Source organism: Streptomyces sp. CA-210063, assembly GCF_024612015.1.
GTDB lineage: Bacteria > Actinomycetota > Actinomycetes > Streptomycetales > Streptomycetaceae > Streptomyces.
Window position 1 is genome coordinate 5,503,127 of sequence record NZ_CP102512.1, and the last position, 24,276, is coordinate 5,527,402.

Here is a 24,276-nt window from a genome sequence, read left to right on the forward strand (position 1 = left end):
ACCGCATACAACGGTCACGCACAGCCTCATGTGCGACCAAGAACAGTCGACCGCCGACAAGCTGAAGCCGTGGATCGAGGAGAAAAGCTGTGAGCACCGAGAACGAGGGCACCGCGGTACCCCCGGCCCCGTCCGCACCTCCCGTGCCGGTGGAAACTCCCGCTGCCTCCGCGCCGGCCCCGGCGCACGAGCCGAGCGCGGCACCGGCGGAGACCACCGCCCAGGCGGCCCCGGCCGGTATCCCCGCCGACAACGCGCCGACGACGCAGCTCCCGCCGGTCCCGCCGACGGCCCCGCAGCCGGGCGCGACCGCGGTGCAGCCGCCGGTGGCGCAGGTACCGCATGCGGAGCAGCCGACGGCACAGCAGCCGCATCCCGAGCTGGTGTCCGCAGGGGCGCCCGGCTACGCGGCGGCAGCGGGCCAGGGCCAGGGCATGCCACAGGACCAGGGCGTGGCCCAGGCGGTCGGCGGGGGCTACGGACAGGCACCCGGCGGGACCGGTGGCGCAGGCGGGACCGGCGGGACCGGTGGCGTGGGCGGAACCGGCGGGCCCGGTGGGCCTGGTGGGTCCTCCGCGCCCGACGCGGCCTGGCCGCCCCCGCCACCGCCCGCCGTCCCCTCGTACGCGGACAACGGCGCCGGCGGCGCGTACGCGGACGGCAGCGGCGCGTACGGAAACGCGGGCGCGGCCGGAGGCGCCGGTGGTCCTGGTGGCCACGGAGGCTCCGGCGACGGCGGCTGGGGCTCCCCGTGGCAGCAGACGCAGCAGCCGGCCCCCAAGCCGGGCAACAAGCGCGGCGGTCTGATCGCCGCGATCCTCGTGGCCGCGCTGGTCGCGGGCGGGGTCGGCGGCGGCATCGGCTACACGCTGGCCGACCGCAATGACACCTCCACCGGCTCCACGACCGTCTCGGCCTCGCAGAACGGCGGTGACGTCAAGCGCGCGGCCGGTACGGTCGCCGCCGTGGCCTCCGCGGCGCTGCCGAGCACGGTCACCATCGAGGCGTCGAACAGCGACGGCGAGGGCGGCACGGGCACCGGCTTCGTGTTCGACAAGGAAGGCCACATCGTCACCAACAACCACGTGGTGGCGGAGGCCGTCGACGGCGGCAAGGTGTCGGCCACCTTCCCGAGCGGCAAGAAGTACGACGCCGAGGTCGTCGGCCACGCACAGGGCTACGACGTGGCGGTCATCAAGCTGAAGAACGCGCCGACGGATCTGAAGCCCCTGACTCTGGGCGACTCCGACAAGGTGGCGGTGGGCGACTCGACGATCGCGATCGGCGCCCCCTTCGGCCTGTCGAACACGGTCACGACGGGCATCATCAGCGCCAAGAACCGCCCGGTGGCCTCCAGCGACGGCTCGTCGAGCAGCAAGGCGTCGTACATGAGCGCCCTGCAGACCGACGCGTCGATCAACCCCGGCAACTCCGGCGGCCCCCTCCTCGACGCCCGGGGCAATGTCATCGGCATCAACTCGGCCATCCAGTCCGCCAGCAACGGCAGCTTCGGCTCCGGCCAGGCGGGCTCCATCGGCCTCGGCTTCGCCATCCCGATCAACCAGGCCAAGAACGTGGCCCAGCAGCTGATCAGGACGGGCAAGCCGGTGTACCCGGTGATCGGCGCCTCCGTCTCCCTGGAGGAGGGCACCGGCGGAGCGAAGATCACCGAGTCCGGCGAGGACTCCATCACCCCGGGCGGCCCCGCCGACAAGGCCGGCCTCAAGCCCGGCGACGTCATCACCAAGCTCGACGACCACGTCGTCGACAGCGGCCCCACCCTCATCGGCGAGATCTGGACCCACCTCCCCGGCGACAAGGTCACCCTCACCTACGAGCGCGACGGCAAGACCCGCACAGCGGAGGTCACCCTCGGCGAACGCGAGGGCGACAGCTGACCCGTTCTCCGTCGTCACACCCTTGCGCCGCGGCACTCCTGATCACGGGTGCTGCGGCGCGGTGTTGCGGGCAGCGGACCGCGCCGACAGCGACCGCGTTCTCCAGTCAGTCGTGTTCCTCCAGGGCGCGTTGACGACCTGAATCCCCGTAGGCGGCCCGGATCGCGATCGTGAACTACATCGCATCCCCGGGGTTCAGGTTGCGGGCGGGGGTGGTGCGCGTGTTCGGATGAATCGATGCGCAACCCCCACCGCATGGATCCGCGTCACCGTCCCCACGACCGCTCCGAAGCGCCACCCCACGACCGCTCGGAAGCGCCCCGCAACCCCTACGACGAACTCGGCGCCCTCGACGACGGCCCCCTGGAGGACACCTCTCTGGAGGTCTTCTTCGGCGAGGGCACCACCGGTCAGTGGGCCGAACAGGAGCGGGAACCGGAGCCGGAGCGGGAACCGGAGTGGACCCCTCCCGTCCACCGGCGGGGCGGCCGGCGTCGGCGGGGCCGTTTCGCCGGGCTGCCGTTCGCGGTGAAGGCGGTGGTGGGCCTGGTCGTGCTCGCCGCATTCGTCACCCTCGGCGACCGCTGGGCACTGCTGTACGCCGAGCACAGGACCGCGGAGACCCTCAAGGACCGGCTGGACCTGGCCGCGGCGCCCGAGGTGGAGATCGGCGGCTTCCCCTTCCTCACCCAACTCGCCGACCAGCGGCTGGACTCGGTGCGGCTGACCGTGCCGGACGTGGCGGCCGACCGGGTGTCGCTGGCGAAGGTGTCGGCCACGGCCCATGACATACGGCTGGACGCCGACGGCCTCACCTCCGTGCGCGGCGCCCGCGTCCCCCGGCTCGACGGCGACGTCCTGCTGTCCTTCGCCGACCTCAATCGCGAACTCGGCGCGTCCCAGGTGACGTTCACCGGAGACGGCCGTGACCGGGTCCGGGCCCGCGGTACCCTGCCGGTCGCCGGGCACGACCTGAGGCTGCGCGCCGAGGCCACGATCCAGCGGCAGGGCGAGCGGGGCATCGCCACGGAGATCGGCGGTATGCGCCTGGACATCGGGGACCTGGCCACCTACCGCCCCGGCACGCGCGCCTCGGAGGGCCTGCACCTGACGCCGAAGGCATCCGCCGACCTCGCCCGGGAGACCCGTAAGGCGAAGGCGCTGCTGTCGGTCCCGGCGATCGTGCGGCGGCTGGGGATGTCCCGGCCGGCCGTGCGCGAGGCCCTGAACGACGACGGCAAGCTCGCCGAACTGACCGGCTCCCCGCGCTTCACCCGCCAGGCCCAGGGCCTCAACCTCATCGACCTGGCCCTGGACAACCCCGAGGTGCTCCGCGGCCTGGGCCTCGACCCGGCGCTCCTCGACGCCCTGTCCCGGCTCACCCGCCCGGTCCTCGCCGAACGGCTGTCGCTGTCCTTCGAGTTGCCGGAGCCGGAGCACGGGGACGTACGGCTGCGGGACGTCCGCGTGGAGGAGGACGGCGTCCGGGTACGGCTGACGGGTTCGGGGCTGGCCGTGGGCAGTTAGCGGGCCTGCATCCGTGACCCTGGGTTCTTGATGAAATTTGGTGTGCAGATGTGTTGACCTCTGTTCGGGATCTCTTCTACTTTGCGGGAGCCACAGAGCCGCCGACCTGCAGTCGAGGTTTCGCGGACGCAACTGCCCAGAAGGGGATGTCGTGTCACGAAAGAGCCATCGCGGGACAGCTTGCCTGGGGGCGTTCCTGGCCGGCGTCACGGCATTCGGCGGGGCCCTCGCCTCCCCCGCGTCCGCAGCCGCCTCCCGCCACGCCTCGCCGCCGCCCGTCAGTGACTTCCAAGGGGTCAACTGGGCCGATCCGCGCGACAACTACGCCGACGACGCGGTCGTACCCTCGGGCCTGTCCACCTCCGACAGCTACGCCACGACGTACGCCAAGTCCAGGGCGATCATCGGCGGGTTCGCCGAGCTCGGCGCCAACACGGTCCGTCTGCCCGTCAATCCCACCTCCGTGAACGGCTCCTTCTGGAAGTCGTACCGGGGCGCGATCGACGCGGCCACCGCCAAGGGCTTCAAGGTCGTCCTGGGCTACTGGGAGGCCGACAACGCCAAGGACGGCAAGATCGACGACCAGGCCTCGTGGGACCGGATGTGGGCGCGGATCACCTCCGCCTACGCCGGCAACCCCAAGGTGTACTTCGAGCCGATGAACGAGCCGTTCGGCTACACCTCCCAGGAGTGGCGCGACGTGGCCGCGAACTGGCTGACCAGGCACCGCTTCATCCCCCGCGACCGGGTCCTCGTCGGCGGCATCAAGTACAGCGAGGACGTCAAGCCCGTGTGCGCCGACAGCCGGCTCGACGGCACCCGGATCGCCCTGCACAACTACGGCTTCTGGCACACCGACTGGACCAGCGTCGACCAGTGGAAGGCAGACTTCAAGGAACGCATCGGCGACTGCGCCTCCCGCACGATCCTGGACGAGTTCGGCGCTTCCATGACGACCGGCCTGGACTACAACGGCCCGGTCAACGGCTCCAACGAAGTCGCCTACATCCAGGCCGCGACCGACACCATCCGGGAGCTGGGCCTGGGCTCGGTCTACTGGCCCGGCCTGCGCAACGGCGACACCTACTCCCTCACCACCCTCCAGGGCACAGGCACCCGCCTCACCCTGAAGCTCAACAACCAGAGCGGCCTCGACCGCCTGCACTGGGCCTGGAAGCAGTAACGCGGCGGGGGCGCGGCCCCGATGTGGACCACGCCCCCGCGAAACGCTCGGTGCCGGTACGCTGTACCCGCTCCGTCCCAGGTGGCCGGGGCGTAGGTGGGTTGCCCGAGCGGCCTAAGGGAACGGTCTTGAAAACCGTCGTGGCAGCGATGTCACCGTGGGTTCAAATCCCACACCCACCGCCGTAGGTGAGTGAAACTTGCTGGTCAGAAGGGGCGTCCCGGTTACGGGGCGCCCCTTCGGCGTGTGTACGGGATGCGGCCTGTGGGAGGGGTGCTGATTCTGGAGGGGATGGCGAACGGCGGAAGGAGCCGTGATGTCTGTGATGGACAAGCTCAAGCAGATGCTGAAGGGCCACGAGGAGCAGGCCGGGAAGGGCGTCGACAAGGCCGGCGACTACGTCGACGAGCGGACGCAGGGGAAGTACAGCGGCCAGGTCGACACGGCTCAGGACAGGCTCAGGCGGCAGATGGGCTCCGAGCAGACAGGGCAGACAGGGCAGACGGGGCAGACAGAGCCCGGCCGCGAGGATCCGCCGCGGTAGTGGGGTCGTCGCCCGGGGGGTTCCGTGGTGACGGGGGTCGTAGGCCCAGTTCTTCCAACGACCGGCGCCTGTGACATGGGCGCCGGTCGTCTGTGTGAGGGGGCAGTTCGGTTGATCCGCATCACACCCCCCGCCCCGACATCCGCGCCGCCGAAGCGATCGTCGACCTCGCCTCCCGTTCCGTGAGCCCCGTGTGGACGGCCGCCTCGACCAGCGCGTTCGTCAGGTCGGGGCCGAGGCCGTTCTCGTACGCGCGGCAGGCGGCCCAGAAGAGGCGGGTGTTGCGTTGGCCCTCCTGGGCGGTCCGGACGAAGTGGATCAGGCCGTGGCCGTGGCCGCCGGCCCTGTGGGAGGTGTTCGGGCGCGGCGGTGGGAGGAGCAGGCGGAGCAGCTCCGGGGGGCAGGCGGCCGGGGGCAGGTGGGCCGTGCCGGGGGCCGTGCCGTAGACGCCGTGGTCGGTGCGGGAGCCGGGGCCGACGAGGTAGCCGCCGGCGCCGCGGATGTCGATGCCGGGGGCGAGACGGCTCGCGGAGTTGGGGACGACGACGTCGGGCGGGCCGGTGAGCCAGAGGTGGCGGCCGCCGCTGGGGGTCAGGACGACGACCGTCTCCGGGATGGTGAACAGGTGGCGGAGGGCCAGTTCTCGCAGGGCGGTCGAGGAGTCCGTACCGGATTTGGTGTCGAGGTCGATGCCGATCAGGTGGTGGGGACCGACGCCGCAGGCGATGCCGTAGCCGGTGGCCCAGGGGGCGGCGGCGAAGAGTTCGCGGACGCGGTGGGGGTCGGTGGAGGCGTCGTGGACGCCGTGGCCGAAGCGGCCGCATTCGCCGTGGCAGGGAGAGGGAGAAGGAGAGGGGGCGGGGTCGTCCCGGTGGGGGGAGCGTAGGGCCGGGAGTTTTGAGCGGGACAGGGGGATCACCGCCAGTCCGCGTTCGGCGGCGGAGAGGGCGTGCGCCAGGGCCAGGGTGGTGGCCTGCCGGTCCATGGTGGCCATGCTTCTATGTTCGTACGCATGTTCGATAAAGGGAAGGGGGGTTCGGGGGTTCCTTTCGGTCGTGGGGGTCCGTGCGTGGATTGGCTGGAAAGGTGTCGGAACGCAACTCCCCTTGTTCCGCTCGACCTTGTTGCCGTTCGGCGGGCTTATCGCGCCTGAGCTGCGAGTTCCTTGATCCAAGAGGGTTTATCGACTTGTCATCACGCTTCAGGGGGAATCAGGGCTTCCGGGATGGTTCGCCGGGGATTCGGTGGGCAATTCTGGATTCGCGACGTCGAAGACCAGTACCGAGGCGGTCGGCCAACTGCCTTGGGGCAACCCGTACTTGTGGAAAGCCCTGGAGGAAACACACATGGCAAGCATCCGTACAGCCCGCGTTCTGGCCGCCGTCTCGGCGCTTCCGCTCGCCGCCGCCCTGTTCACCGGCGTCGCGACGGCCGACAACGGCGCCATCGCGGACAACGGATCGAACGCGGGCGTGGCGAACCTCGTCGGCAGCGGTGTCGGTCACGACAACAACGGCAACTCGTCGACCTCGCAGCAGCAGGCGAACGGCTCCGGCGCCTCGAACCAGAACAACACCGCCCAGGTCAACGGCTCCGGCCTCACGGCGATCGACCAGAAGAACGCCGTCGTCAGCTTCACCAACCTCTGGTGAGGCGACCGGGGGCGGTTCGGGGGACCGGGGGTGGGGACGGATGAGGTCACCCCGGTCCTGAGGTCCCGCCCCTCGGACGCAGGACGTGTGGGACATGTTTGTGGGGTGTGACACGCCTGTGCGGCGGTGCTTCGGCACCGCCGCACAGGCGTTTCGGCGACCTTGACAGTTGGGGCGACAGTTCCTTCAATCTGACGGACAGTCAGATACTTCGGAGGGGGCTGCGGCACGATGGTCGAGGACCTGTCCGTACGACTCAAGGCCTATGAGGGGCGTGCGGCCGTCCTCGGCGGCCGTGGCAAGGATCCCGTCAACTCGCCCATGATCCGGCACTGGTGCGAGGCCATGGGGGACACCAACCCCGCCTACACCGGCCCGGACGCCATCGCCCCGCCCACCATGCTCCAGGTGTGGACGATGGGCGGGCTGAGCGGGCACGAGACCCGCGCGCCGGCGTACGACGAACTCCTCGCGCTGCTGGACCGCGCCGGGTGCACCTCCGTCGTCGCCACCGACTGCGAACAGGAGTATCTGCGGGCGCTGCGGCCGGGGGACGAGATCATTTTCGACGCGGTCATCGAGTCGGTGTCGGAGCGGAAGACCACGAAGCTCGGCACCGGGTATTTCGTCACGAGCCGGATGGATGTGCGCGTGGGCGACGAACTCGTCGGCACCCACCGCTTCCGGATCCTCAAGTACGCGCCGACCGCCGCACCCGAGAAGCCCCAACCCCCGCCCGCACAGCCCCAGCCCCAGCCCCAGCAGCCCCAGCCCCAGTCCGAACAGCCCCAGCCCCAGCCCGAGCAGCCCCAGCCCCAGTCCGAACAGCCCCAGCCCCAGCTTGAGCAACCACAGCCCCGGCGTCCCCGCCCCGTCGTCAACCGCGACAACGCCGGGTTCTGGGAAGGCGTCGCACGCCACCGTCTCCTCATCCAGCGCTGCGCCGACTGCGCCACGCTCCGTCTCCCCTGGCTGCCGGGCTGCAACGCGTGCGGTTCGCCCGCGTGGGACACGGTCGAGGCGAGCGGCGACGGCACGGTCTATTCGTACGTCGTCATGCACCACCCGCCCTTCCCGGCCTTCGATCCGCCGTACGCGGTCGGGCTGATCGAGCTGGCGGAAGGGGTCCGGATCGTGAGCGACGTCATCGGGGTGCCGTACGACAAGGTGCGGATCGGGATGCCCGTACGGCTCGAATTCGTGCGCTACGACGAGGAGCTGGAGCTGCCGGTGTTCCGCGCGGAGGAGTCGGCGGAAGCGGTGGAAGCGGTGGAAGTGGCGGAAGCGGTGGGAGCGGTGGGAGCAGCGGACGAGGGAGCGCGGGCGTGAGGGCCAGGGCCGGGGAGGCGCTTCCGCCGCTGGAGATCGCGATCACCCGCACGCTCGTCGTCGCGGGGGCCATCGCCTCGCGCGACTACCAGGACGTGCACCACGACCCGGAGTTGGCGCGGCGGCGCGGGTCGCCGGACGTCTTCATGAACATCCTGACGACGAACGGGCTGGTGGGACGCTATGTCACCGACCACTTCGGGCCGACTGCCGTCCTTCGCAAGGTGGCGATCCGGCTCGGCGCCCCCAACTACCCCGGCGACACGATGGTGTTGACCGGCACGATCGAGGCGACCGACGGCCACACGGCCACGGTCAGGGTCATCGGCGACAACGGTATCGGCAGACACGTCACCGGCACGGTCACCGTCACGGTCCCGAGCCCGAGCCTGGGACCGAGCCTGGGACCGAGCCCGAGCCCGAGCCCGGGACCGGTCACAGTCCGGGGCACGCTTCCGGTCACGACGGAGGACGTCGAATGAGTGTACGGACCAAGGACCGGCTCGGCGGACAGGCGGCGATCGTCGGGATCGGCGCGACCGACTTCTCCAAGGACTCGGGGCGCAGCGAGCTGCGGCTGGCCGTGGAGGCGGTGCGGGCGGCGCTCGACGACGCGGGGCTGGCGCCGGCGGACGTGGACGGGATGGTGACGTTCACGATGGACACGAGCCCGGAGATCACGGTCGCGCAGGCGGCCGGAATCGGCGAGCTGTCCTTCTTCTCCCGCGTCCACTACGGCGGCGGCGCCGCGTGCGCGACCGTCCAGCAGGCGGCGCTCGCCGTGGCGACGGGCGTGGCGGAGGTCGTGGTCTGCTACCGGGCGTTCAACGAGCGGTCGGGGCGGCGGTTCGGGTCGGGCGTACGGCACCGGGAGCCGTCGGCGGAGGGTGTGGCGCTCGGCTGGACCCTGCCGTTCGGGCTGCTCACGCCCGCGTCCTGGGTGGCGATGGCGGCCCAGCGGTACCTGTACGCGTACGGGCTGACCCCCGAGGCGTTCGGGCACGTGGCCGTGGTGGACCGCAGGCACGCGGCGACGAACCCGGCGGCGTACTTCCACGGCCGCCCCATCACCCTCGCCGAGCACGCCGCCTCCCGCTGGATCGTCGAGCCGCTGCGGCTGCTGGACTGCTGCCAGGAGACGGACGGCGGCCAGGCGCTCGTCGTGACCTCCCTGGAACGGGCCCGGGACCTGCCCCGGCCGCCGGCCGTGGTCGTGGCGGCCGCCCAGGGCGCGGGCCGGGCGCAGCAGCAGATGACCGGCTTCTACGACAGCGACCTCACCGGGCTGCCGGAGATGGGCGTCGTCGCCCGCCAGCTCCGGCGGACCTCGGGGCTCACCCCGGACGACATCGACGTGGGCATCCTCTACGACCACTTCACGCCGTTCGTGCTGATGCAGCTGGAGGAGTTCGGGTTCTGCGGGCCGGGGGAGGCGGCGGACTTCGTGGCGGAGGAGCGGCTGCCGCTCAACACCCACGGCGGGCAGCTCGGCGAGGCGTATCTGCACGGCATGAACGGCATCGCGGAGGCGGTACGGCAGCTGCGCGGCACCGCGGTGAACCAGGTCCCGGGGGCGGAACGGGTATTGGTCACGGCGGGTACGGGCGTGCCGACCTCGGGGTTGGTGCTGGGAACGGACGGGTGAGCGGTCGGGGTGCGGCGGCTGAGGGGAGCATCAGGTACCCCGGGCCCGGTGCCGTACAACCCGGGCAGGTGCTTCTCAGGGGTACACCCTCAGTACATGGGGGCCGTTCATCCACCTTCAGTAGGTGGGGCCTGCCCCACTCCTACAACCTGAGGGGGATTCGTCTTCGGGACCTGCGGCCGATCCGCCGGGCGGGGCCCGCTCCTAGCGTGGAGCCATGACCACACCCGTCTGCACCAGCGCTTCGAAGGCCGCTGCACCCGTGACGCGGACTCTCTCGACCCCGGCCCGAGCGACCTCGACCCGGCCGACCTCGGCCCGATCGACCTCGACCCGGCCGGCCCTGTCGAGCCTGACGAACCTGTCGTACCCGTCGTTCGCGGCGTACGTGAAGGCCCGCCAGCCGGTGCTGCTGCGCACCGCCAGGTCGCTGACCGCGAACCCGAGCGACGCCGAGGACCTGCTGCAGACCGCGCTGGCCAAGACGTACGTCGCCTGGGAGCGCATCGAGGACCACCGGGCCCTCGACGGCTATGTGCGCCGGGCGCTGCTGAACACGCGCACGTCGCAGTGGCGCAAGCGCAAGGTGGACGAGTTCGCGTGCGACGAGCTGCCCGAGCCCGAGGGGGTCCAGAGCGCGGACCCGGCCGAACAGCAGGCGCTGCACGACGCGATGTGGCGGGCGATCATGAAGCTGCCGGCGCGGCAGCGGGCGATGGTCGTCCTCAGGTATTACGAGGACCTGAGCGAGGTACAGACGGCCGAGGTCCTCGGCGTCTCGGTCGGCACGGTGAAGTCGGCGGTGTCGCGCGCGCTGGGGAAGCTGCGCGAGGACCCCGAGCTGGAACCCGTGCGGTAGCTCGTTCGTTGGCCGGTCAGGCGGCTTCACGCAACCGGCTCGCCGGATGACTCTCTCTGATCGATCATCCTGTGACCTAGTGACATACCGCTCGGTATGCGAGCAGAATCAGCGCGACCGTTACCACCGCGTTGGCAGAGCCGCCCCGGGAGGACGCCGTGCTGAGCACCATGCAGGACGTACCGCTGTTGATCTCCAGGATCCTGACCCACGGACAGGTCATCCACGGGACGTCGCAGGTGATCACCTGGACCGGCGAGGCTGAGCCTCATCGCCGCTCCTTCGCCGAGATCGGCGCCCGCGCCGCGCAGCTGGCACACGCCCTGCGCGACGACCTCGGAGTCGACGGCGACGAACGGGTCGCGACTCTCATGTGGAACAACTCGGAGCATGTCGAGGCATACTTCGCGATCCCCTCCATGGGGGCCGTCCTCCACACCCTGAATCTGCGGCTGCCCCCCGAGCAGCTCGCCTGGATCGTCCACCACGCCGCCGACCGGGTAATCATCGCCAACGGTTCGCTGCTCCCCCTCCTCGCGCCGCTCCTCCCGCACCTCAAGCCGGTGGAGCACGTCGTCGTCTCCGGGCCCGGCGACCGGTCGCTGCTCGCCGGAGCGAGCGTCCAGGTGCACGAGTACGAGGACCTGATCGCCGGCAAGCCGACCACGTACGACTGGCCCGAGCTGGACGAACGCACGGCCGCGGCCATGTGTTACACCTCCGGCACCACCGGCGACCCCAAGGGCGTCGTCTACTCCCACCGCTCGATCTATCTGCACTCCATGCAGATCAACATGGCCCAGTCCATGGGCCTGACGGACGCGGACCTCTCCCTCGTCGTCGTCCCGCAGTTCCACGTCAACGCCTGGGGTGTGCCGCACGCGACCTTCATGACCGGCGTCAACATGCTGATGCCGGACCGGTTCCTGCAGCCCGGCCCGCTCGCCGAGATGATCGAGACGCAGAAGCCGACGCACGCCGCCGCCGTCCCGACCATCTGGCAGGGCCTGCTCGCCGAGCTGGCCGCCCGCCCGCGTGAGGTCTCCTCGCTCACCCAGGTCACCATCGGCGGCTCGGCCTGTCCGCCCTCCCTCATGGAGGCCTTCGACAAGCTGGGCATGCGCGTCTGCCACGCCTGGGGCATGACGGAGACCTCCCCCCTGGGCACGATCGCCCGGCCGCCGGCCCATATCGAGGCCGGCTCGGAGGAGGAGTTCGCGTACCGCCTCACCCAGGGCCGCTTCCCCGCCTCCGTCGAGGCCCGCCTCACCGGTCCCGGCGGCGAACGCATCCCCTGGGACGGCGAATCCGCCGGTGAGCTGGAGGTGCGCGGTCCCTGGATCGCGGGCGCGTACTACGGCGGTCAGGGCGCCGAACCCGTCCGCCCGGACGACAAGTTCAGCGAGGACGGCTGGCTGAAGACGGGCGACGTCGGCACGATCAGCCCCGACGGCTTCCTCACCCTCACCGACCGTGCCAAGGACGTCATCAAGTCGGGCGGCGAGTGGATCTCCTCCGTCGAGCTGGAGAACGCGCTCATGGCCCACCCGGACGTCGCCGAGGCCGCCGTCGTGGCCGTACCGGACGAGAAGTGGGGCGAACGTCCCCTCGCCACCGTCGTGCTGAAGGAGGGCTCGACCGCCGACTTCGCCGCCCTCCGTTCTTTCCTCGCCGACGAAGGCCACATCGCCAAGTGGCAGCTGCCCGAGCGCTGGACGATCATCGAGGCCGTGCCGAAGACGAGCGTGGGCAAGTTCGACAAGAAGGTGCTGCGGAGGCAGTACGCCGAGGGCGCGTTGGACGTGACGCAGATCTAGGGCTGACGTAGGGCTTGCGCACAGGGCAGTGGGGGCGGTGTTTCACGTGAAACACCGCCCCCACTGCCCTGACACGAGGACTCAGTTCCTACCTGACTCAGTTCATACCTGACTCAGTTCGTACCTGACTCAGTTCGTACCTACTCGTGACAGCAGGTCCACGATCCGGGTCTGCACCTCGGGGCTCGTCGAGCGCTCCGCGAGGAAGAGGACCGTCTCCCCCGAGGCCAGGCGCGGGAGTTCGGACGGGTCGACGGCGGCGGTGTAGACGACGAGCGGGGTGCGGTTCAACTGGCCGTTCGTCCGCAGCCAGTCGATGATTCCGGCCTGGCGGCGGTGCACCTGGAGCAGATCCATCACCACGAGGTTCGGCCGCATCTGCGCGGCCAGCGTGACGGCGTCCGCGTCGGACGCGGCTCGCGCGACCTGCATGCCACGCCGTTCCAGCGTCGCGGTCAGGGCGAGCGCGATCTCCGCGTGCTCCTCGATGAGCAGGACACGCGGCGGATGCTGCTCGGAGTCGCGCGGCGCGAGCGCCTTCAGCAGGATGGCCGGGTCGGCCCCGTACGCCGCCTCCCGTGTCGCCTGGCCGAGCCCCGCCGTCACGAGGACAGGCACCTCGGCAGCCACGGCGGCCTGACGCAGCGACTGGAGTGCCGTACGGGTGATGGGCCCGGTCAGCGGGTCGACGAACAGGGCGGCCGGGTAGGCGGCGATCTGGGCGTCGACGTCCTCGCGGGAGTTCACGATGACGGGCCGGTAGCCGCGGTCGCTCAGCGCCTGGTGGGTCGACACGTCCGGCGCGGGCCACACCAGCAGCCGGCGCGGGTTGTCCAGCGGCTCCGGCGGCAACTCGTCGTCCATCGGCTGCGGATGCGGCTGGTCGGGCACCTCCACCGCGCCCCCGGGACCGTCCAGCGGCTCCGGCCCTTCGTCCGCGTTCTCGTCGGGGGCCCCTATGGCGTACGACCGCCCGGCACCCTCCGTACGACCCGTCAGCCGCGACTGCCCGGCGAGTGAGGGCTGCTGCGGCGGGAGCGGGACCTGCCCGGCGAGTGAGGGCTGCTGGGGCAGCGGAACCTGTCCGGCCAGGGAGGGCTGCGGCGCCTGAGCCGCCGTCTGCTGCGGTTGGGCCGCCTGGGCGGGGGGCGGGGTCTGGCCGGTGCCTACGCCGGTGCCGTTGGACGGGGTGGACTGCGGGTGCGGGCGCGCGCCCGACTCCGGGCGGTCGGCCGTCGGCTGGGGCCGCGTCCCGAGCTTGCGACGTCTGCCGGACCCACCGGGCTGGTTCGGCGCGGGAGTGCCTCCGGTCTGAGGCTGCGCCTGGGCCTGCGCCTGGGCCTGGGCCTGGGCTTGTGCCTGAGGGCCGCCGTGGCGGGCGAACGGTACGCCCTGGCCGAGCGTCCGCACGCTGATCGCCCGTCCCTGGGTCGAGTTGGGGTCGAAGGGGGTGGGAGCGGGAGCGGGTGCTGAGGGGGTGGCGGAGGCGGCCGGAGTCGCGGGCGTAGCCGGGGCCGAGGCTTCGGCGGGCAACGGCTGCGCGGCGCGCGGCTGCTGCTGTACGGCGACCTCCGGCGGCAGGGGAGTGCCCGAGGAAGGGGTGGACTGCGGGGGCAGCGCCGCCTGCGGAGCGGCTACGGGGATGCCGGCGCCGGAAGTCCCCTGGTGGGCGTCCGGCCAGGACTGGGGCTGAGGCTGCGGTTGGGGAGAGCCGACCGTGCCCTGAGCGGGGACGGCCTGCGGGGCACCGGGCACACCTTGGGCGGGCACGGGCTGGGGGCCGCCTTGCACGGCCGGGCCGCCCTGCACCTCTTGTACGCCCTGAACGCCCTGAACTCCCGACACGGTGACGGACCGGCCGAGGGCTCCGGCCGGGGCGGGCACCGGTTGCGGACCACCGGGGACCGCCTGGGGCGGTACGGCGCCCTGTGCGGCGACTGCCTGTCCAGCGGCGGCCTGGCGTGCGACCACTTGTCCGGGGGCGGCCTGCCCAGGGTGGGCTTGCCCGGCGGCCCCCGGAACTCCCTGCGGAGCAACGGGCTGTGCGGCGGTGACCGCACCCGGAACGGGCTGGCCGGGAGCTGCCCGCGTCGGCTGCGGGCCACCCGGAACAACACCCTGGGCGGGCACGGGCTGCGCGGCGCCCACCGGTACGCCCTGCGCGGGCACCGCCTGACCCGGTCCTCCCTGCGGGGGAACGCCCTGGGCAGGAACCCCCTGCCCGGGCGCCACGGTGGCGACGCCGTCACCCTGCTGAGGCGCGGGCTGCCGTACCGCCCGGCGGCGACCCGTCGGCGTGGGCACCGGGTGCGGCTGCGGCGGTGTGTGGTCGTCAGCCGGATTGTGCGGCGCGGCGTCATGCCGACCGTCGTCGACACCACCGGCCGGGGCACCCGGAAGCTGGCCTGCGGCGGGGATTTGGCCCGCACTGGGCGCCTGAGCGGCGCCGGGGATTTGGCCCGCGGCGGGGACTTGGCCCGCACTGGCGACCTGTCCCGCACCGGGGGCCTGAGCGGGGCCGGGGATTTGGCCTGCACCGGGGACTTGGCCCGCACTGGGCGCCTGATCGACACCGGGGGCCTGACCGGGTCCGGGGACTTGGCCGGGTCCGGGGACTTGGCCCGCGACAGGGGCTTGACCGGCAGCGGGCGCCTGACCGCCACTGGCGATCTGACCCGCACCGGGAGCATGAGCGGCGCCGGGGATTTGGCCCGCGCCGGGTGCTTGACCGGCTCCGGCGACCTGACCCGCACCGTGCGCTTGACCGGCGCCGGGGATTTGGCCCGCGCCGGGTGCTTGACCGGCTCCGGCGACCTGACCCGCACCGTGCGCTTGACCGGCGCCGGGGATTTGGCCCGCACCGTGCGCCTGACCGGCACCGGCGACCTGACCCGCACCGTGCGCCTGACCGGCACCGGGGACTTGGCCCCCACCGTGCGCCTGACCGCCACCCGGCCCGGCGACGACTCCAGGCCCGGCAACGTGTCCCTGCGGGTTAACGCCCCCCGGCCCGGCAACGACGCCCGCCGCCCCGGCGCCTTGGCCTACCTGCTGCCCGACACCACCGGCCGGCACAAGCCCTCCGCCCGGCACAGCTCCTCCGCCCGGCACAGCTCCTCCGGCGAGCGCGGGCACTCCAGCAGGCGCAGCCCCCTGGGCGGGCGCAGCCCCCTGGGCGGGCACTGGCCCTCCGGCAGGAACCGCCCCTCCGGCAGAAACCGCCCCACCACCGGCGGCCCCCATCCCCCCAGCCGCAGCAGCCACACCCTGGCCGCCCTCACCCTCGTACCCGTCCTCCCCGCCCTGCGCAGGCGCGGCAGTTCCAGCGGGCATCGGCATGGGCATGGGCATGGGCATCGGCATGGGCGCGCCCGGCCCCGGGGGCACGGGCACCGGCCCGAGCCCGGCCGACTGCCCGTACTCGGGTCCCCGGTCGGCCTCGGCCGGTGGCAGTGCGAAGACGGCTCGCGCGCCCGGTTCGGGTGCGGCGGCACGCTCCTCAGGGCCGGCGAGGGCGCGACGACGGCGCCCGGTGGGCTGTTGGGCGCCGCCCGCCTCGCCGGAAGCGGCGTCGGCGGGGCTCGGCCCGGCGGGGAGCGCCGGCGGCAACGCGTTCTGTCCGGGCTCCCGGCGCGCGCGGCGCCCGCTGGGCGCGGGCACGCCCTGCGGCGGCACCGTCCCGCCCAGCCCGGTGGCGGCGGCAGCGGCACCCGCCGCATGCTCGGCCGCCGTGACGACCGCACCCTCGGCGGCCACGGACTCACCGGCGGCGTCGGCCGAGGCGGCTTGTCCACGCTGTTGCCCGCCACCCCCGGAGCCCTCGCCCTCGGCGACCTGCGCGGGCACGGGACCCTCACCGGCAGCGGCCGGGACCTCGCCCGCCGCGTCCGCCGCCCGTCGCCTGCGCCGCCCGGTGGGCGCGACGGCGGTCTCCGCCTCACGATCCTCGGGAGCGTCCTCGCTGTCCAGGAACGCGTCCACCGACGACCGCCGCGCACGTCGGCGCCCGCCACCACCGCCGGCCTGCTCGGGGAGGGAGACCTCGGCACCGGTCGCCACAGACCCGGAACCAGCCCCGGAGTCAGGCTCGGTCTCGACAACCGCGGCGGGAAGCGCCTGGGCGGGCACCGCCCCGGCACCGCCGCCCAGCGGCACCTCCAGCACATAGGCGCTGCCGCTCATCCCCGGCACCTCGACCGTCTGGAGCACACCGCCGTGCGCCCGCACGATCCCCTGGACGATCGGCTGGTGCACCGGGTCTCCCCCGGCGTACGGCCCGCGCACCTCGATGCGCACGACCTCCCCGCGCTGCGCGGCCGCCACGACGACGGTGTTGTCCATGTAGCCGCCGCCGGACAGGGGCGCGTTGCCCGTCGCGTCGACACCGGCGACATCCGCGACGAGGTGCGCGAGCGCGGTCGCGAGCCGCGTCTGGTCCACCTCGGCCTCGATGGGCGGCGCGTGCACGGCGAACTGCACCCGCCCCGGCCCGACCAGCTCCACGGCCCCGTCGACACCGGCCGCGACGACCGCGTCGAGCATGACGGCCCTGCGGTCGAGAACGTCCTCGCCCGCGTCGATCCGCTGATAGCCGAGCACGTTGTCGATGAGCGTCGTGATCCGCGAGTACCCGGCGGTCAGATGGTGGAGCACCTGGTTGGCCTCGGGCCACAGCTGCCCGGCGTCGTCGGCGGCGAGCGTGCCCAGTTCGGCGCGGAGTTGGTCGAGCGGGCCGCGCAGCGAGGTGCCCAGCACGGCGAGCAACTGCTCGTGCCGCGCGGCCAGCGCCTCGTAACGGTCCTTCTCGCGCTCCCCGAGCGCCGCGTACCGCTCGTCCCCGGCGGCGAGTTCCTCGGCTTGCTGTTCGCTCAGCTCGGCCAGCTCGGCGGTGTGCTTCTCCCGCACACTCTCGAGTTCCTCCGCGTGCTCCTTGGTGAGCCGCTCCAACTCCTCCGCGTGGGCCTCGGCCTCGGAGTCCTTCTCCTCGGCGAGCCTGTCGTACGGCCGCCGGTCGGTGAACGTCATCACGGCCCCGACGAGCTGGTCCCCGTCGCGCACCGGCGCGGTCGTCAGATCGACCGACACCTTCTCGCCGTTCTTCGACCACAGCACCTGCCCGCGCACCCGGTGCTTGCGTCCGGACCGCAAGGTGTCCGCGAGCGGCGACTCGGTGTACGGGAAGGGAGCGCCGTCCTCGCGCGAGTGCAGCACCAGCGTGTGCAGCTCACGTCCTCCGAGGTCACTGGCCCGATAACCCAGTATCTGAGCGGCGGCCGGATTGACGAGGACGATCCGCCCGTCCGTATCGGTCCCGACCACGCCCTCGGACGCGGCCCGCAGGATCATCTCGGTCTGCCGTTGCGAACGCGCGAGTTCGGCCTCGGTGTCGACGGTGCCCGAAAGATCCCGTACGACCAGCATGAGCAGCTCGTCATTGGCGGAGCCGTAACCGTCGTACGCCTGCTGGCCGTTCTCCAGATTCGCGCTTGTTACCTCGACCGGGAACTCGCTGCCGTCGGTCCGGCGGGCGATCATGCGGGTCGGTTTGGTCCGCCCCGCCGGGTCCATGGTGGCGGGCCGCCGCATGGATCCGGGGATGAGCCGGGAGTCGAACTCCGGCAGCAGATCGAGCAGCCCGCGCCCCACGAGAGCCGTCCCCGGGGCCTCGAAGGCCTCCAGCGCGATCGTGTTGGCGTTGACGACGGTCCCATTGGCGTTGACCAGCACCAACGCGTCGGGCAGCGCGTCCAGTATGGCTGCGAGGCGAGCAGCGCCTCGGGATGGCCTGCTGCTCACGAGACGCTTCCTCCCTGTTACCGCACCTTGCCGACCGCGGGGGCCATGGCCATCTTGCCAACCGGCCCGCAACGTGTCACGCGAGGGAGTCTACGGGCAGAGGTTGCGCTCGCGACGCCGGATGAGAGGGAGGTCGCACACCGAACATACGGAGATGCCGTGACTGTGCGAACGGGGATGCCGTGACCGTGTGTTTTGCCGGACGGCCCCTCTCGCGGCACATACGTACGGACTGTGGGCGGGCGCCGAGGGGGTCAGCCGTCGTGCTCGTCGTGTGGCTCGTTTCCATCGTCGAGGCCGAGGCCGCGGTCCCGTTCCCCTTTCCCGTCCGCAGCCGCAGCCGCGTCGCCTATACGCGGAGGTCGGGCAGTACGGGCACCAGCGCGTCCCAGCGGGCGATCTCGCAGCCGTTGCCCCGGCCGAAGCGGGCGTCGACGCGGCGCCCGGCCCAGGTCCCGGTGACATACGCGGTGGCGGGTCCTCCGTACTGCATCGTGCACAGGGTGCCGGGCCGGACCGGGGCGAACGGATCCTTCCCCCACGTCGTCCGTCGGTCGAGCCGGCCGCACGCCTCCCGCACGTCCGGGTGGCTGCCCCCGTCCGGATGGCACCGCAACTCGAACGTCCCGTCCGCCCCGCCTCCCGCCTCCCGCACCGTGACGGTCAGCCGGTCGCCGGGACCGAAGGCGGGTGTGGGCAGCGCGGTACGCGACAACGCCTCGGCGGCGTACGCGGCCGGCGCCACCGGCGAGAGCGTGCCGGCGGCGGCCGCGGCGAGCGAGGCGGCGGCACCGAGGAACAGCCGGCCCAGGACGGCCGGAGTCCTCTCCGCCGCGACGGCCTGACGAGGGGAGGCGGGAACAGGGGAGGCGGGAACAAGGGTGGGAGGGCTCTGCGACATGACCTGACTAACGCCACGCCGGCCCCACGGTTGCGGCGCCGCCGTGCCCCGTGTCCACCCCGCCCCGACCTCCCCAGACCCCCTCCCCACGTGCCATACGGCTTTGCCCTGCGGCCTCTCCGCCTAGTACCGTGGGAGGCGATTGGTGACAGCCCACTCGGCTGTGTCATCATCTGCACGCACCACTCGCGCTCGCGCGGGCGGTTGTGCTGGAGGCGTCGCCTAGTCCGGTCTATGGCGCCGCACTGCTAATGCGGTTTGGGACTTCAATCCCATCGAGGGTTCAAATCCCTCCGCCTCCGCGCTTGATCACCGAAGCCCCGGTCCACCCGACCGGGGCTTCGTCGTTCCGAGTCGTCGCGACCCCTGCTTCGCAGGGCCCCACAGGCCGTTTCCCCAGGTCACAAGGGGTATGGCAAACGGATTTCACATGGCGACGGCAGTCATGTAATGTTCTTCCTGTCGCCGCGAGCGGGCCGAAAGGACCAGGACCGGCAGGAAAACAACACAAGCACTCGTAGCTTAACGGATAGAGCATCTGACTACGGATCAGAAGGTTGCAGGTTCGAATCCTGCCGAGTGCACACAGACCGAGGGCCCCGGAGTGATCCGGGGCCCTCGGCGTAAGTACTGGCCGCAAGGGCCCCCGCGAGGCGCATACTGGTCACAATGACAAAGCCAGGTGCACAGAAGCGCTATTTGCCTACCAGTCCCTTCAAGGCCCCGGTGGCACCGCCTCCCAAGCAGTTCGCTGTGGGCGACCAGGTCACACACGACATGTACGGCCTCGGCCGGGTGATCGGCATCGAGGACGGGATCGCGGCGCTCGTCGACTTCGGGTCGGCGCAGCAGCGGATCCTGAGTCCGTACACCAAGATGAGCAAGCTGTAGAACCGCTGTGCCCGGTCACGGCACGCCAGGTGCCTCGACGGCCCTGTACCGAATGGGAGACCTCTCATCGAACCGACCTCGCTGTTCTCCGCTCCGGAAGGGGCGCCCCGCCATGCCACTGCGGCATCGCCGCCCCCGACGATGAACCCCTTCCAGGCCCCGGACTTCGGGGAGGTCGAGTTCTTCCCGACCGAGGACGAGACGGCGTTCATCCCGGACATGAGCATGACTCGACGCAAGGCCGGCTAGCTCCGGCACGTGACAGCGCGGCCGCACCCTCACGGGACGGCGCGCGAGCAACCGCCGGCAGGGCCGTGCCGGCACCAGACATCCGCTGGAGCGTCTACGACGGTCACCACGAGGTGCTTCGTGGTCCGTAGGCCCGAGACATCAGCACAGTCCCGCACGGCAAGGCCCGCCACGGTTTACGTCCCCTCCCCCGGGACGCCCGCCGCCCCGCCGACAGACTTGGAAAGCGCGCACAGCGACGGAGAAGTGGGCCGAGGGCCCCGGAGAGATCCGGGGCCCTCGGTGTGTTCATGGCGGTGCGTCGGTCCATGGTGTCCGGGGAACGGCGTCATCGCCGGGCACGGCCGTTGTCAGTGGTGCCCTCTAATGTCGTGAGAGATGGCACACGCGTGGAGATGTACGGGGCTGCGGTGGAGTGGGGACGGGCCGCTGCTGGGTTGGGAAGGCGGGCGGAGGAGCGCTCTGCCCCGGGGGAAGGTGGTGGCGTTCGAGGTGGTCGGTGCCGGGCGGCGGACCTGCGTCGGCGCCCGGGGGAACGCGTGTCCGGTGCGGGCGGGAGTGCCGGGGCGGAGTACCGGGGCCCGGTGCGAGGAGTGTGCGCGACTCGATCGGGCGCATTCCGTGGCAGCCGACACGATCGCCGATGATCCGCGGCCGTATCACGTGTATCTCGCGTGGTTCGGGCCCGGGATGGTGAAGGTCGGGATCACCGCGGTCGAGCGGGGGTCGGCGCGGCTGCTGGAGCAGGGGGCGGTCTGCTTCGGGTGGCTCGGGCGGGGGCCGCTGATGGCCGCGCGGCGGGCGGAGGAGGTGCTGCGGGCCGCGCTCAAGGTGCCGGACCGGATTCCGTACGCCGAGAAGAGGATCGTGAGGGCCGGCCTGCCCGCCGTCGAGGAACGCGTCGGGGAGCTGGCGGCGCTGCACGGGCGAGCCCTGGGGCTCCATGGGTGGCCCGAGTCGCTGGAGCCGGTGCCGTTCCGGGCGGTCGATCACTTCGGGGTGTTCGGGCTGGACGGGTTGCCGGCCGCCGACGGGGTGGTGAGTGAGCTGGTCGCGGGTGGGGTCGTGGGCGGTGAGGTGCTAGCCGCCGCCGGGCCCGATCTGCATCTGGCCACCGGGCGGGGAGTCCTCGTTCTCGATACGCGCCTCATGACCGGGTGGGAGCTGACCGCTCCCGTCGGTGAGCGAGCCCGTGACGTAGTCACCGTGCCCGTACGGGAGTTGAAGAGCCGAGGGGACGGGGGCGTGCAGGACGGGCTGTTCTGAGACGCGGCTCTGTGAGGGGGAGAGGGGAGCGCGGAGAGTGGAGAGCGCGAAGCATGACGGTGCTTGCGTAAAGGCGGGGTCAGATCATGGCCGTACGAAGCGCTTCCTGCGGCCGTGGAACTGTGCGTTCGCGGTGAGCGGGCCCAACGAATGCCGTGGGAAAGATCAGAAAGGCGCTGGTCGGCGGATTTGCTGTCCGAGAAGTCGGGGATCTTCCCAAGGGTTGCCTGAGAGGCGCCTGTGCGTTTCTCAGAAAAATCACAGGTTCCGGAAAGGGTGTTCTCAGGGGGCCCCGACAAGGTGTCCAGCATGACCACGACCTCGCCCCAGGGGCGCACCGAACTGCTGAGGCCGGACGGGAGCCCCGTCCGCGTGCTTGTGGTGGACGACGAGCTGTCGATCACCGAACTGCTGTCCATGGCCCTGCGCTACGAGGGATGGCAGATCCGGAGTGCGGGGGACGGCACGGGTGCCATCCAGACCGCCCGGGACTTCCGGCCCGACGCCGTCGTACTCGACATGATGCTGCCCGACATGGACGGGCTGACCGTCCTCGGGCGGCTGCGGCGCGAGCTGCCGGACGTGCCTGTGCTCTTTCTCACCGCGAAGGACGCGGTCGAGGACCGGATCGCCGGGCTCACCGCCGGCGGTGACGACTACGTCACCAAGCCGTTCAGCCTCGAAGAGGTCGTGGCCCGGCTGCGCGGGCTCATCCGCCGCTCCGGCGCCGCCGACCGCCGCTCCGACTCCGTGCTCGTCGTCGGCGACCTCATGCTCGACGAGGACAGCCACGAGGTGTCGCGCGGCGGGGACAACATCCACCTCACCGCCACCGAGTTCGAACTGCTCCGCTTCCTCATGCGGAACCCGCGGCGCGTGCTCAGCAAGGCCCAGATACTCGACCGTGTGTGGTCGTACGACTTCGGCGGCCAGGCCAACGTGGTCGAGCTGTACATCTCGTATCTGCGGCGGAAGATCGACGCGGGGCGCGAGCCGATGATCCACACCCGGCGTGGGGCCGGTTATCTGATCAAGCCCGCCGCGTCATGAGCGGACGACGACGGACCCGTACGCAGAAGCAGCCGAAGCTGAGGCGAGGACGACAGCCGCGCACGCTGCGTACGCGGCTCGTCGTCTCCGTGGTGGCGTTGGTCGCGGTGGTGTGTGCGGTCATCGGGACGGTGACCACGGTCGCGTTGAGCGAGCGCCTGAACGACCAGCTCAACGATCAGGTGACGGAGGTCGCCATGCGCGCCTCCGGGGGCCCGAAGAAGTTCGGGGGCGGCGGCGGCCAGCCCCCGCCGGACGGGCCGTACGGGTTCATCAACAAGGGCGGTACCGAGGAGAACACCGTCGTCGCCCAGGTGAGCAGCGCCGGGGGGATCACCGACGCCGTGGTCGCCAAGGAGAAGACCTCCGACAGTGAGGGCTTCGAGGGCATGGTCACCAACGCCCTCGACGACGAGCAGATGACCGCTCTCGGCAAGGTGTCGAAGACCGGCGTCCACACCGTGGAGATCCCCGGCCTCGGCGAGTACCGGGTCACGTACATCGAGGGCAACAGGGGCAACTTCTACGTCGCCCTCCCCACCCAGACCGTCACGGACACCCTCAACACTCTCATCGCCGTCGAGCTCAGCGTCACCGGCGCCGGTCTCATCGCCGCCGGTATCGCCGGCTCCGTCCTCGTCGGCGTGGCCCTGCGCCCGCTGCGCAAGGTGGCCTCCACGGCGACCCGTGTCTCCGAACTGCCGCTGCACACCGGCGAAGTGACCCTCAACGAGCGGGTGCCGGCGTCCGAGACCGACCCGCACACCGAGGTCGGCCAGGTCGGTGCCGCCCTCAACCGGATGCTCGACCACATCCACGGCGCCCTGCACTCGCGGCAGGAGAGCGAGACGCGCGTACGGCAGTTCGTGGCGGACGCCAGCCATGAGCTGCGGACACCCCTCGCGTCCATCCGTGGCTACGCCGAGCTGACCAGGCGCGGCAGAGAGGAGATCGGGCCCGACACGCGGCACGCGCTCGGCCGGATCGAGTCCGAGTCCGGGCGTATGACCATGCTCGTCGAGGATCTGCTGCTGCTCGCGCGGCTCGACGCGGGACGACCGCTCCAGTTCGAGCAGACCGACCTCATCCCGCTCGTCGTGGACACCGTCAGCGACGCGCGTGTCTCCGGGCGGAGCCACAACTGGCGGCTCGACCTGCCGGACGTACCCGCGCTCGTGTCGGCCGACGCCGCACGACTTCAGCAGGTGCTCGTCAACCTCCTGGCGAACGCGCGTACCCACACCCCACCCGGGACGACCGTCACCGCACGCGTCCAGCGGCGTGGGCCGTGGTTGTGCGTCGATGTCGAGGACGACGGACAGGGCATTCCGGAGGACCTGCTGCCGCATGTGTTCGAACGGTTCGCGCGGGGTGACTCCTCGCGCTCCCGGGCCTCCGGCTCGACCGGGCTCGGGCTCGCCATCGTGCAGGCCGTGGCCGACGCGCACGGCGGTGCCGTGACGGTCGACAGCGTGCCCGGCAGGACCGTGTTCACGGTGCATCTGCCCGCCCTCGGACGGGATGTGCCGCTGTACGACGACGCGGCGAACTGGCAGCTCGACGACGTGCACTACGACGGCGAGCTCGATGCGACCGACGCAACACACTGGCAACCGGACTCACAGTCACAGCACAGTGTGAGCACACGGGCATAACAGAGCGGCTCGCG

Annotated in this window: 17 protein-coding genes and 3 tRNA genes; 17 read left to right on the plus strand and 3 right to left on the minus strand. The window is 71.6% G+C overall.

The window, feature by feature from the left end; genetic code table 11:
* Nucleotides 1-89 precede the first annotated feature (89 nt).
* From JIX56_RS23920 to JIX56_RS23940, 5 genes are all read left to right on the plus strand, one after another.
* Nucleotides 90-1,898, plus strand: coding sequence for a S1C family serine protease (locus JIX56_RS23920; protein WP_257543401.1), 1,809 nt, complete (start codon nucleotides 90-92; stop codon nucleotides 1,896-1,898).
* A gap of 237 nt (nucleotides 1,899-2,135) precedes the next feature.
* On the plus strand, nucleotides 2,136-3,425 hold the full coding sequence (locus tag JIX56_RS23925; RefSeq protein ID WP_257543402.1) for an LmeA family phospholipid-binding protein: 1,290 nt from the start codon (nucleotides 2,136-2,138) through the stop codon (nucleotides 3,423-3,425).
* A 151-nt stretch (nucleotides 3,426-3,576) separates the two neighbouring features.
* A complete protein-coding gene (locus JIX56_RS23930; RefSeq protein WP_257543404.1) occupies nucleotides 3,577-4,608 on the plus strand; it encodes a glycoside hydrolase family 5 protein in 1,032 nt (343 codons plus the stop codon).
* A 95-nt stretch (nucleotides 4,609-4,703) separates the two neighbouring features.
* A tRNA-Ser gene (locus tag JIX56_RS23935) sits at nucleotides 4,704-4,790 on the plus strand.
* Nucleotides 4,791-4,924: 134 nt separating this feature from the next.
* Nucleotides 4,925-5,152: an antitoxin gene (locus JIX56_RS23940; protein WP_257543406.1), complete on the plus strand. Its 228-nt coding sequence runs from the start codon at nucleotides 4,925-4,927 to the stop codon at nucleotides 5,150-5,152.
* A gap of 121 nt (nucleotides 5,153-5,273) precedes the next feature.
* Here the strand turns inward: JIX56_RS23940 and JIX56_RS23945 are convergent, their stop codons facing one another.
* Entirely contained in the window at nucleotides 5,274-6,146 is an 873-nt protein-coding gene (locus JIX56_RS23945; RefSeq protein ID WP_257543408.1) for a bifunctional DNA primase/polymerase, read from the minus strand.
* 352 nt (nucleotides 6,147-6,498) lie between these two features.
* On the opposite strand from JIX56_RS23945, the gene JIX56_RS23950 reads away from it, so the two are divergent.
* From JIX56_RS23950 to JIX56_RS23975, 6 genes are all read left to right on the plus strand, one after another.
* Nucleotides 6,499-6,804, plus strand: a complete 306-nt coding sequence (locus JIX56_RS23950) for a hypothetical protein (RefSeq protein WP_257543410.1) — start codon at nucleotides 6,499-6,501, stop codon at nucleotides 6,802-6,804.
* Nucleotides 6,805-7,035: 231 nt separating this feature from the next.
* Nucleotides 7,036-8,133, plus strand: coding sequence for a bifunctional MaoC family dehydratase N-terminal/OB-fold nucleic acid binding domain-containing protein (locus JIX56_RS23955; protein ID WP_257543412.1), 1,098 nt, complete (start codon nucleotides 7,036-7,038; stop codon nucleotides 8,131-8,133).
* Entirely contained in the window at nucleotides 8,130-8,615 is a 486-nt protein-coding gene (locus JIX56_RS23960; protein ID WP_257543414.1) for a MaoC/PaaZ C-terminal domain-containing protein, read from the plus strand. Before JIX56_RS23955 ends, JIX56_RS23960 begins: the two co-directional genes overlap by 4 nt.
* Nucleotides 8,612-9,778, plus strand: coding sequence for a lipid-transfer protein (locus JIX56_RS23965; RefSeq protein WP_257543416.1), 1,167 nt, complete (start codon nucleotides 8,612-8,614; stop codon nucleotides 9,776-9,778). The genes JIX56_RS23960 and JIX56_RS23965 overlap by 4 nt, the downstream gene beginning before the upstream one ends.
* A gap of 217 nt (nucleotides 9,779-9,995) precedes the next feature.
* A complete protein-coding gene (locus JIX56_RS23970) occupies nucleotides 9,996-10,637 on the plus strand; it encodes a SigE family RNA polymerase sigma factor (RefSeq protein ID WP_257543418.1) in 642 nt (213 codons plus the stop codon).
* A 158-nt stretch (nucleotides 10,638-10,795) separates the two neighbouring features.
* Complete coding sequence (locus tag JIX56_RS23975) at nucleotides 10,796-12,454, plus strand: long-chain fatty acid--CoA ligase (protein ID WP_257543420.1); 1,659 nt, start codon at nucleotides 10,796-10,798, stop codon at nucleotides 12,452-12,454.
* Nucleotides 12,455-12,583: 129 nt separating this feature from the next.
* Here the strand turns inward: JIX56_RS23975 and JIX56_RS23980 are convergent, their stop codons facing one another.
* On the minus strand, nucleotides 12,584-18,250 hold the full coding sequence (locus JIX56_RS23980) for a PAS domain-containing protein (protein WP_257543421.1): 5,667 nt from the start codon (nucleotides 18,248-18,250) through the stop codon (nucleotides 12,584-12,586).
* Nucleotides 18,251-18,599: 349 nt separating this feature from the next.
* Nucleotides 18,600-19,151, minus strand: a complete 552-nt coding sequence (locus JIX56_RS23985) for a subtilase-type protease inhibitor (RefSeq protein ID WP_257543423.1) — start codon at nucleotides 19,149-19,151, stop codon at nucleotides 18,600-18,602.
* 211 nt (nucleotides 19,152-19,362) lie between these two features.
* Here JIX56_RS23985 and JIX56_RS23990 point away from each other — a divergent pair.
* From JIX56_RS23990 to JIX56_RS24015, 6 genes are all read left to right on the plus strand, one after another.
* Nucleotides 19,363-19,453, plus strand: a tRNA-Ser gene (locus tag JIX56_RS23990).
* A gap of 209 nt (nucleotides 19,454-19,662) precedes the next feature.
* Nucleotides 19,663-19,735: transfer RNA gene (locus tag JIX56_RS23995), tRNA-Arg, on the plus strand.
* Nucleotides 19,736-19,820: 85 nt separating this feature from the next.
* Nucleotides 19,821-20,042: a hypothetical protein gene (locus JIX56_RS24000; protein WP_257543425.1), complete on the plus strand. Its 222-nt coding sequence runs from the start codon at nucleotides 19,821-19,823 to the stop codon at nucleotides 20,040-20,042.
* Nucleotides 20,043-20,669: 627 nt separating this feature from the next.
* Nucleotides 20,670-21,557: a DUF2797 domain-containing protein gene (locus JIX56_RS24005; RefSeq protein ID WP_257543426.1), complete on the plus strand. Its 888-nt coding sequence runs from the start codon at nucleotides 20,670-20,672 to the stop codon at nucleotides 21,555-21,557.
* A gap of 309 nt (nucleotides 21,558-21,866) precedes the next feature.
* Complete coding sequence (locus tag JIX56_RS24010) at nucleotides 21,867-22,607, plus strand: response regulator transcription factor (RefSeq protein WP_257543427.1); 741 nt, start codon at nucleotides 21,867-21,869, stop codon at nucleotides 22,605-22,607.
* On the plus strand, nucleotides 22,604-24,262 hold the full coding sequence (locus JIX56_RS24015) for a sensor histidine kinase (RefSeq protein ID WP_257543428.1): 1,659 nt from the start codon (nucleotides 22,604-22,606) through the stop codon (nucleotides 24,260-24,262). Before JIX56_RS24010 ends, JIX56_RS24015 begins: the two co-directional genes overlap by 4 nt.
* Nucleotides 24,263-24,276 lie beyond the last annotated feature (14 nt).

Excerpts from the sequence above, each read along its gene's own strand:
- JIX56_RS23940 (WP_257543406.1), top strand. The coding sequence starts at position 4,925 with ATGTCTGTGATGGACAAGCTCAAGCAGATGCTGAAGGGCCACGAGGAG.
- JIX56_RS23955 (WP_257543412.1), top strand. The coding sequence starts at position 7,036 with ATGGTCGAGGACCTGTCCGTACGACTCAAGGCCTATGAGGGGCGTGCG.
- JIX56_RS23945 (WP_257543408.1), bottom strand. The coding sequence starts at position 6,146 with ATGGCCACCATGGACCGGCAGGCCACCACCCTGGCCCTGGCGCACGCC.
- JIX56_RS23950 (WP_257543410.1), top strand. The coding sequence starts at position 6,499 with ATGGCAAGCATCCGTACAGCCCGCGTTCTGGCCGCCGTCTCGGCGCTT.
- JIX56_RS24005 (WP_257543426.1), top strand. The coding sequence starts at position 20,670 with ATGGCACACGCGTGGAGATGTACGGGGCTGCGGTGGAGTGGGGACGGG.
- JIX56_RS24015 (WP_257543428.1), top strand. The coding sequence starts at position 22,604 with ATGAGCGGACGACGACGGACCCGTACGCAGAAGCAGCCGAAGCTGAGG.
- JIX56_RS23985 (WP_257543423.1), bottom strand. The coding sequence starts at position 19,151 with ATGTCGCAGAGCCCTCCCACCCTTGTTCCCGCCTCCCCTGTTCCCGCC.
- JIX56_RS23970 (WP_257543418.1), top strand. The coding sequence starts at position 9,996 with ATGACCACACCCGTCTGCACCAGCGCTTCGAAGGCCGCTGCACCCGTG.
- JIX56_RS23965 (WP_257543416.1), top strand. The coding sequence starts at position 8,612 with ATGAGTGTACGGACCAAGGACCGGCTCGGCGGACAGGCGGCGATCGTC.
- JIX56_RS24000 (WP_257543425.1), top strand. The coding sequence starts at position 19,821 with ATGACAAAGCCAGGTGCACAGAAGCGCTATTTGCCTACCAGTCCCTTC.
- JIX56_RS24010 (WP_257543427.1), top strand. The coding sequence starts at position 21,867 with ATGACCACGACCTCGCCCCAGGGGCGCACCGAACTGCTGAGGCCGGAC.
- JIX56_RS23925 (WP_257543402.1), top strand. The coding sequence starts at position 2,136 with ATGCGCAACCCCCACCGCATGGATCCGCGTCACCGTCCCCACGACCGC.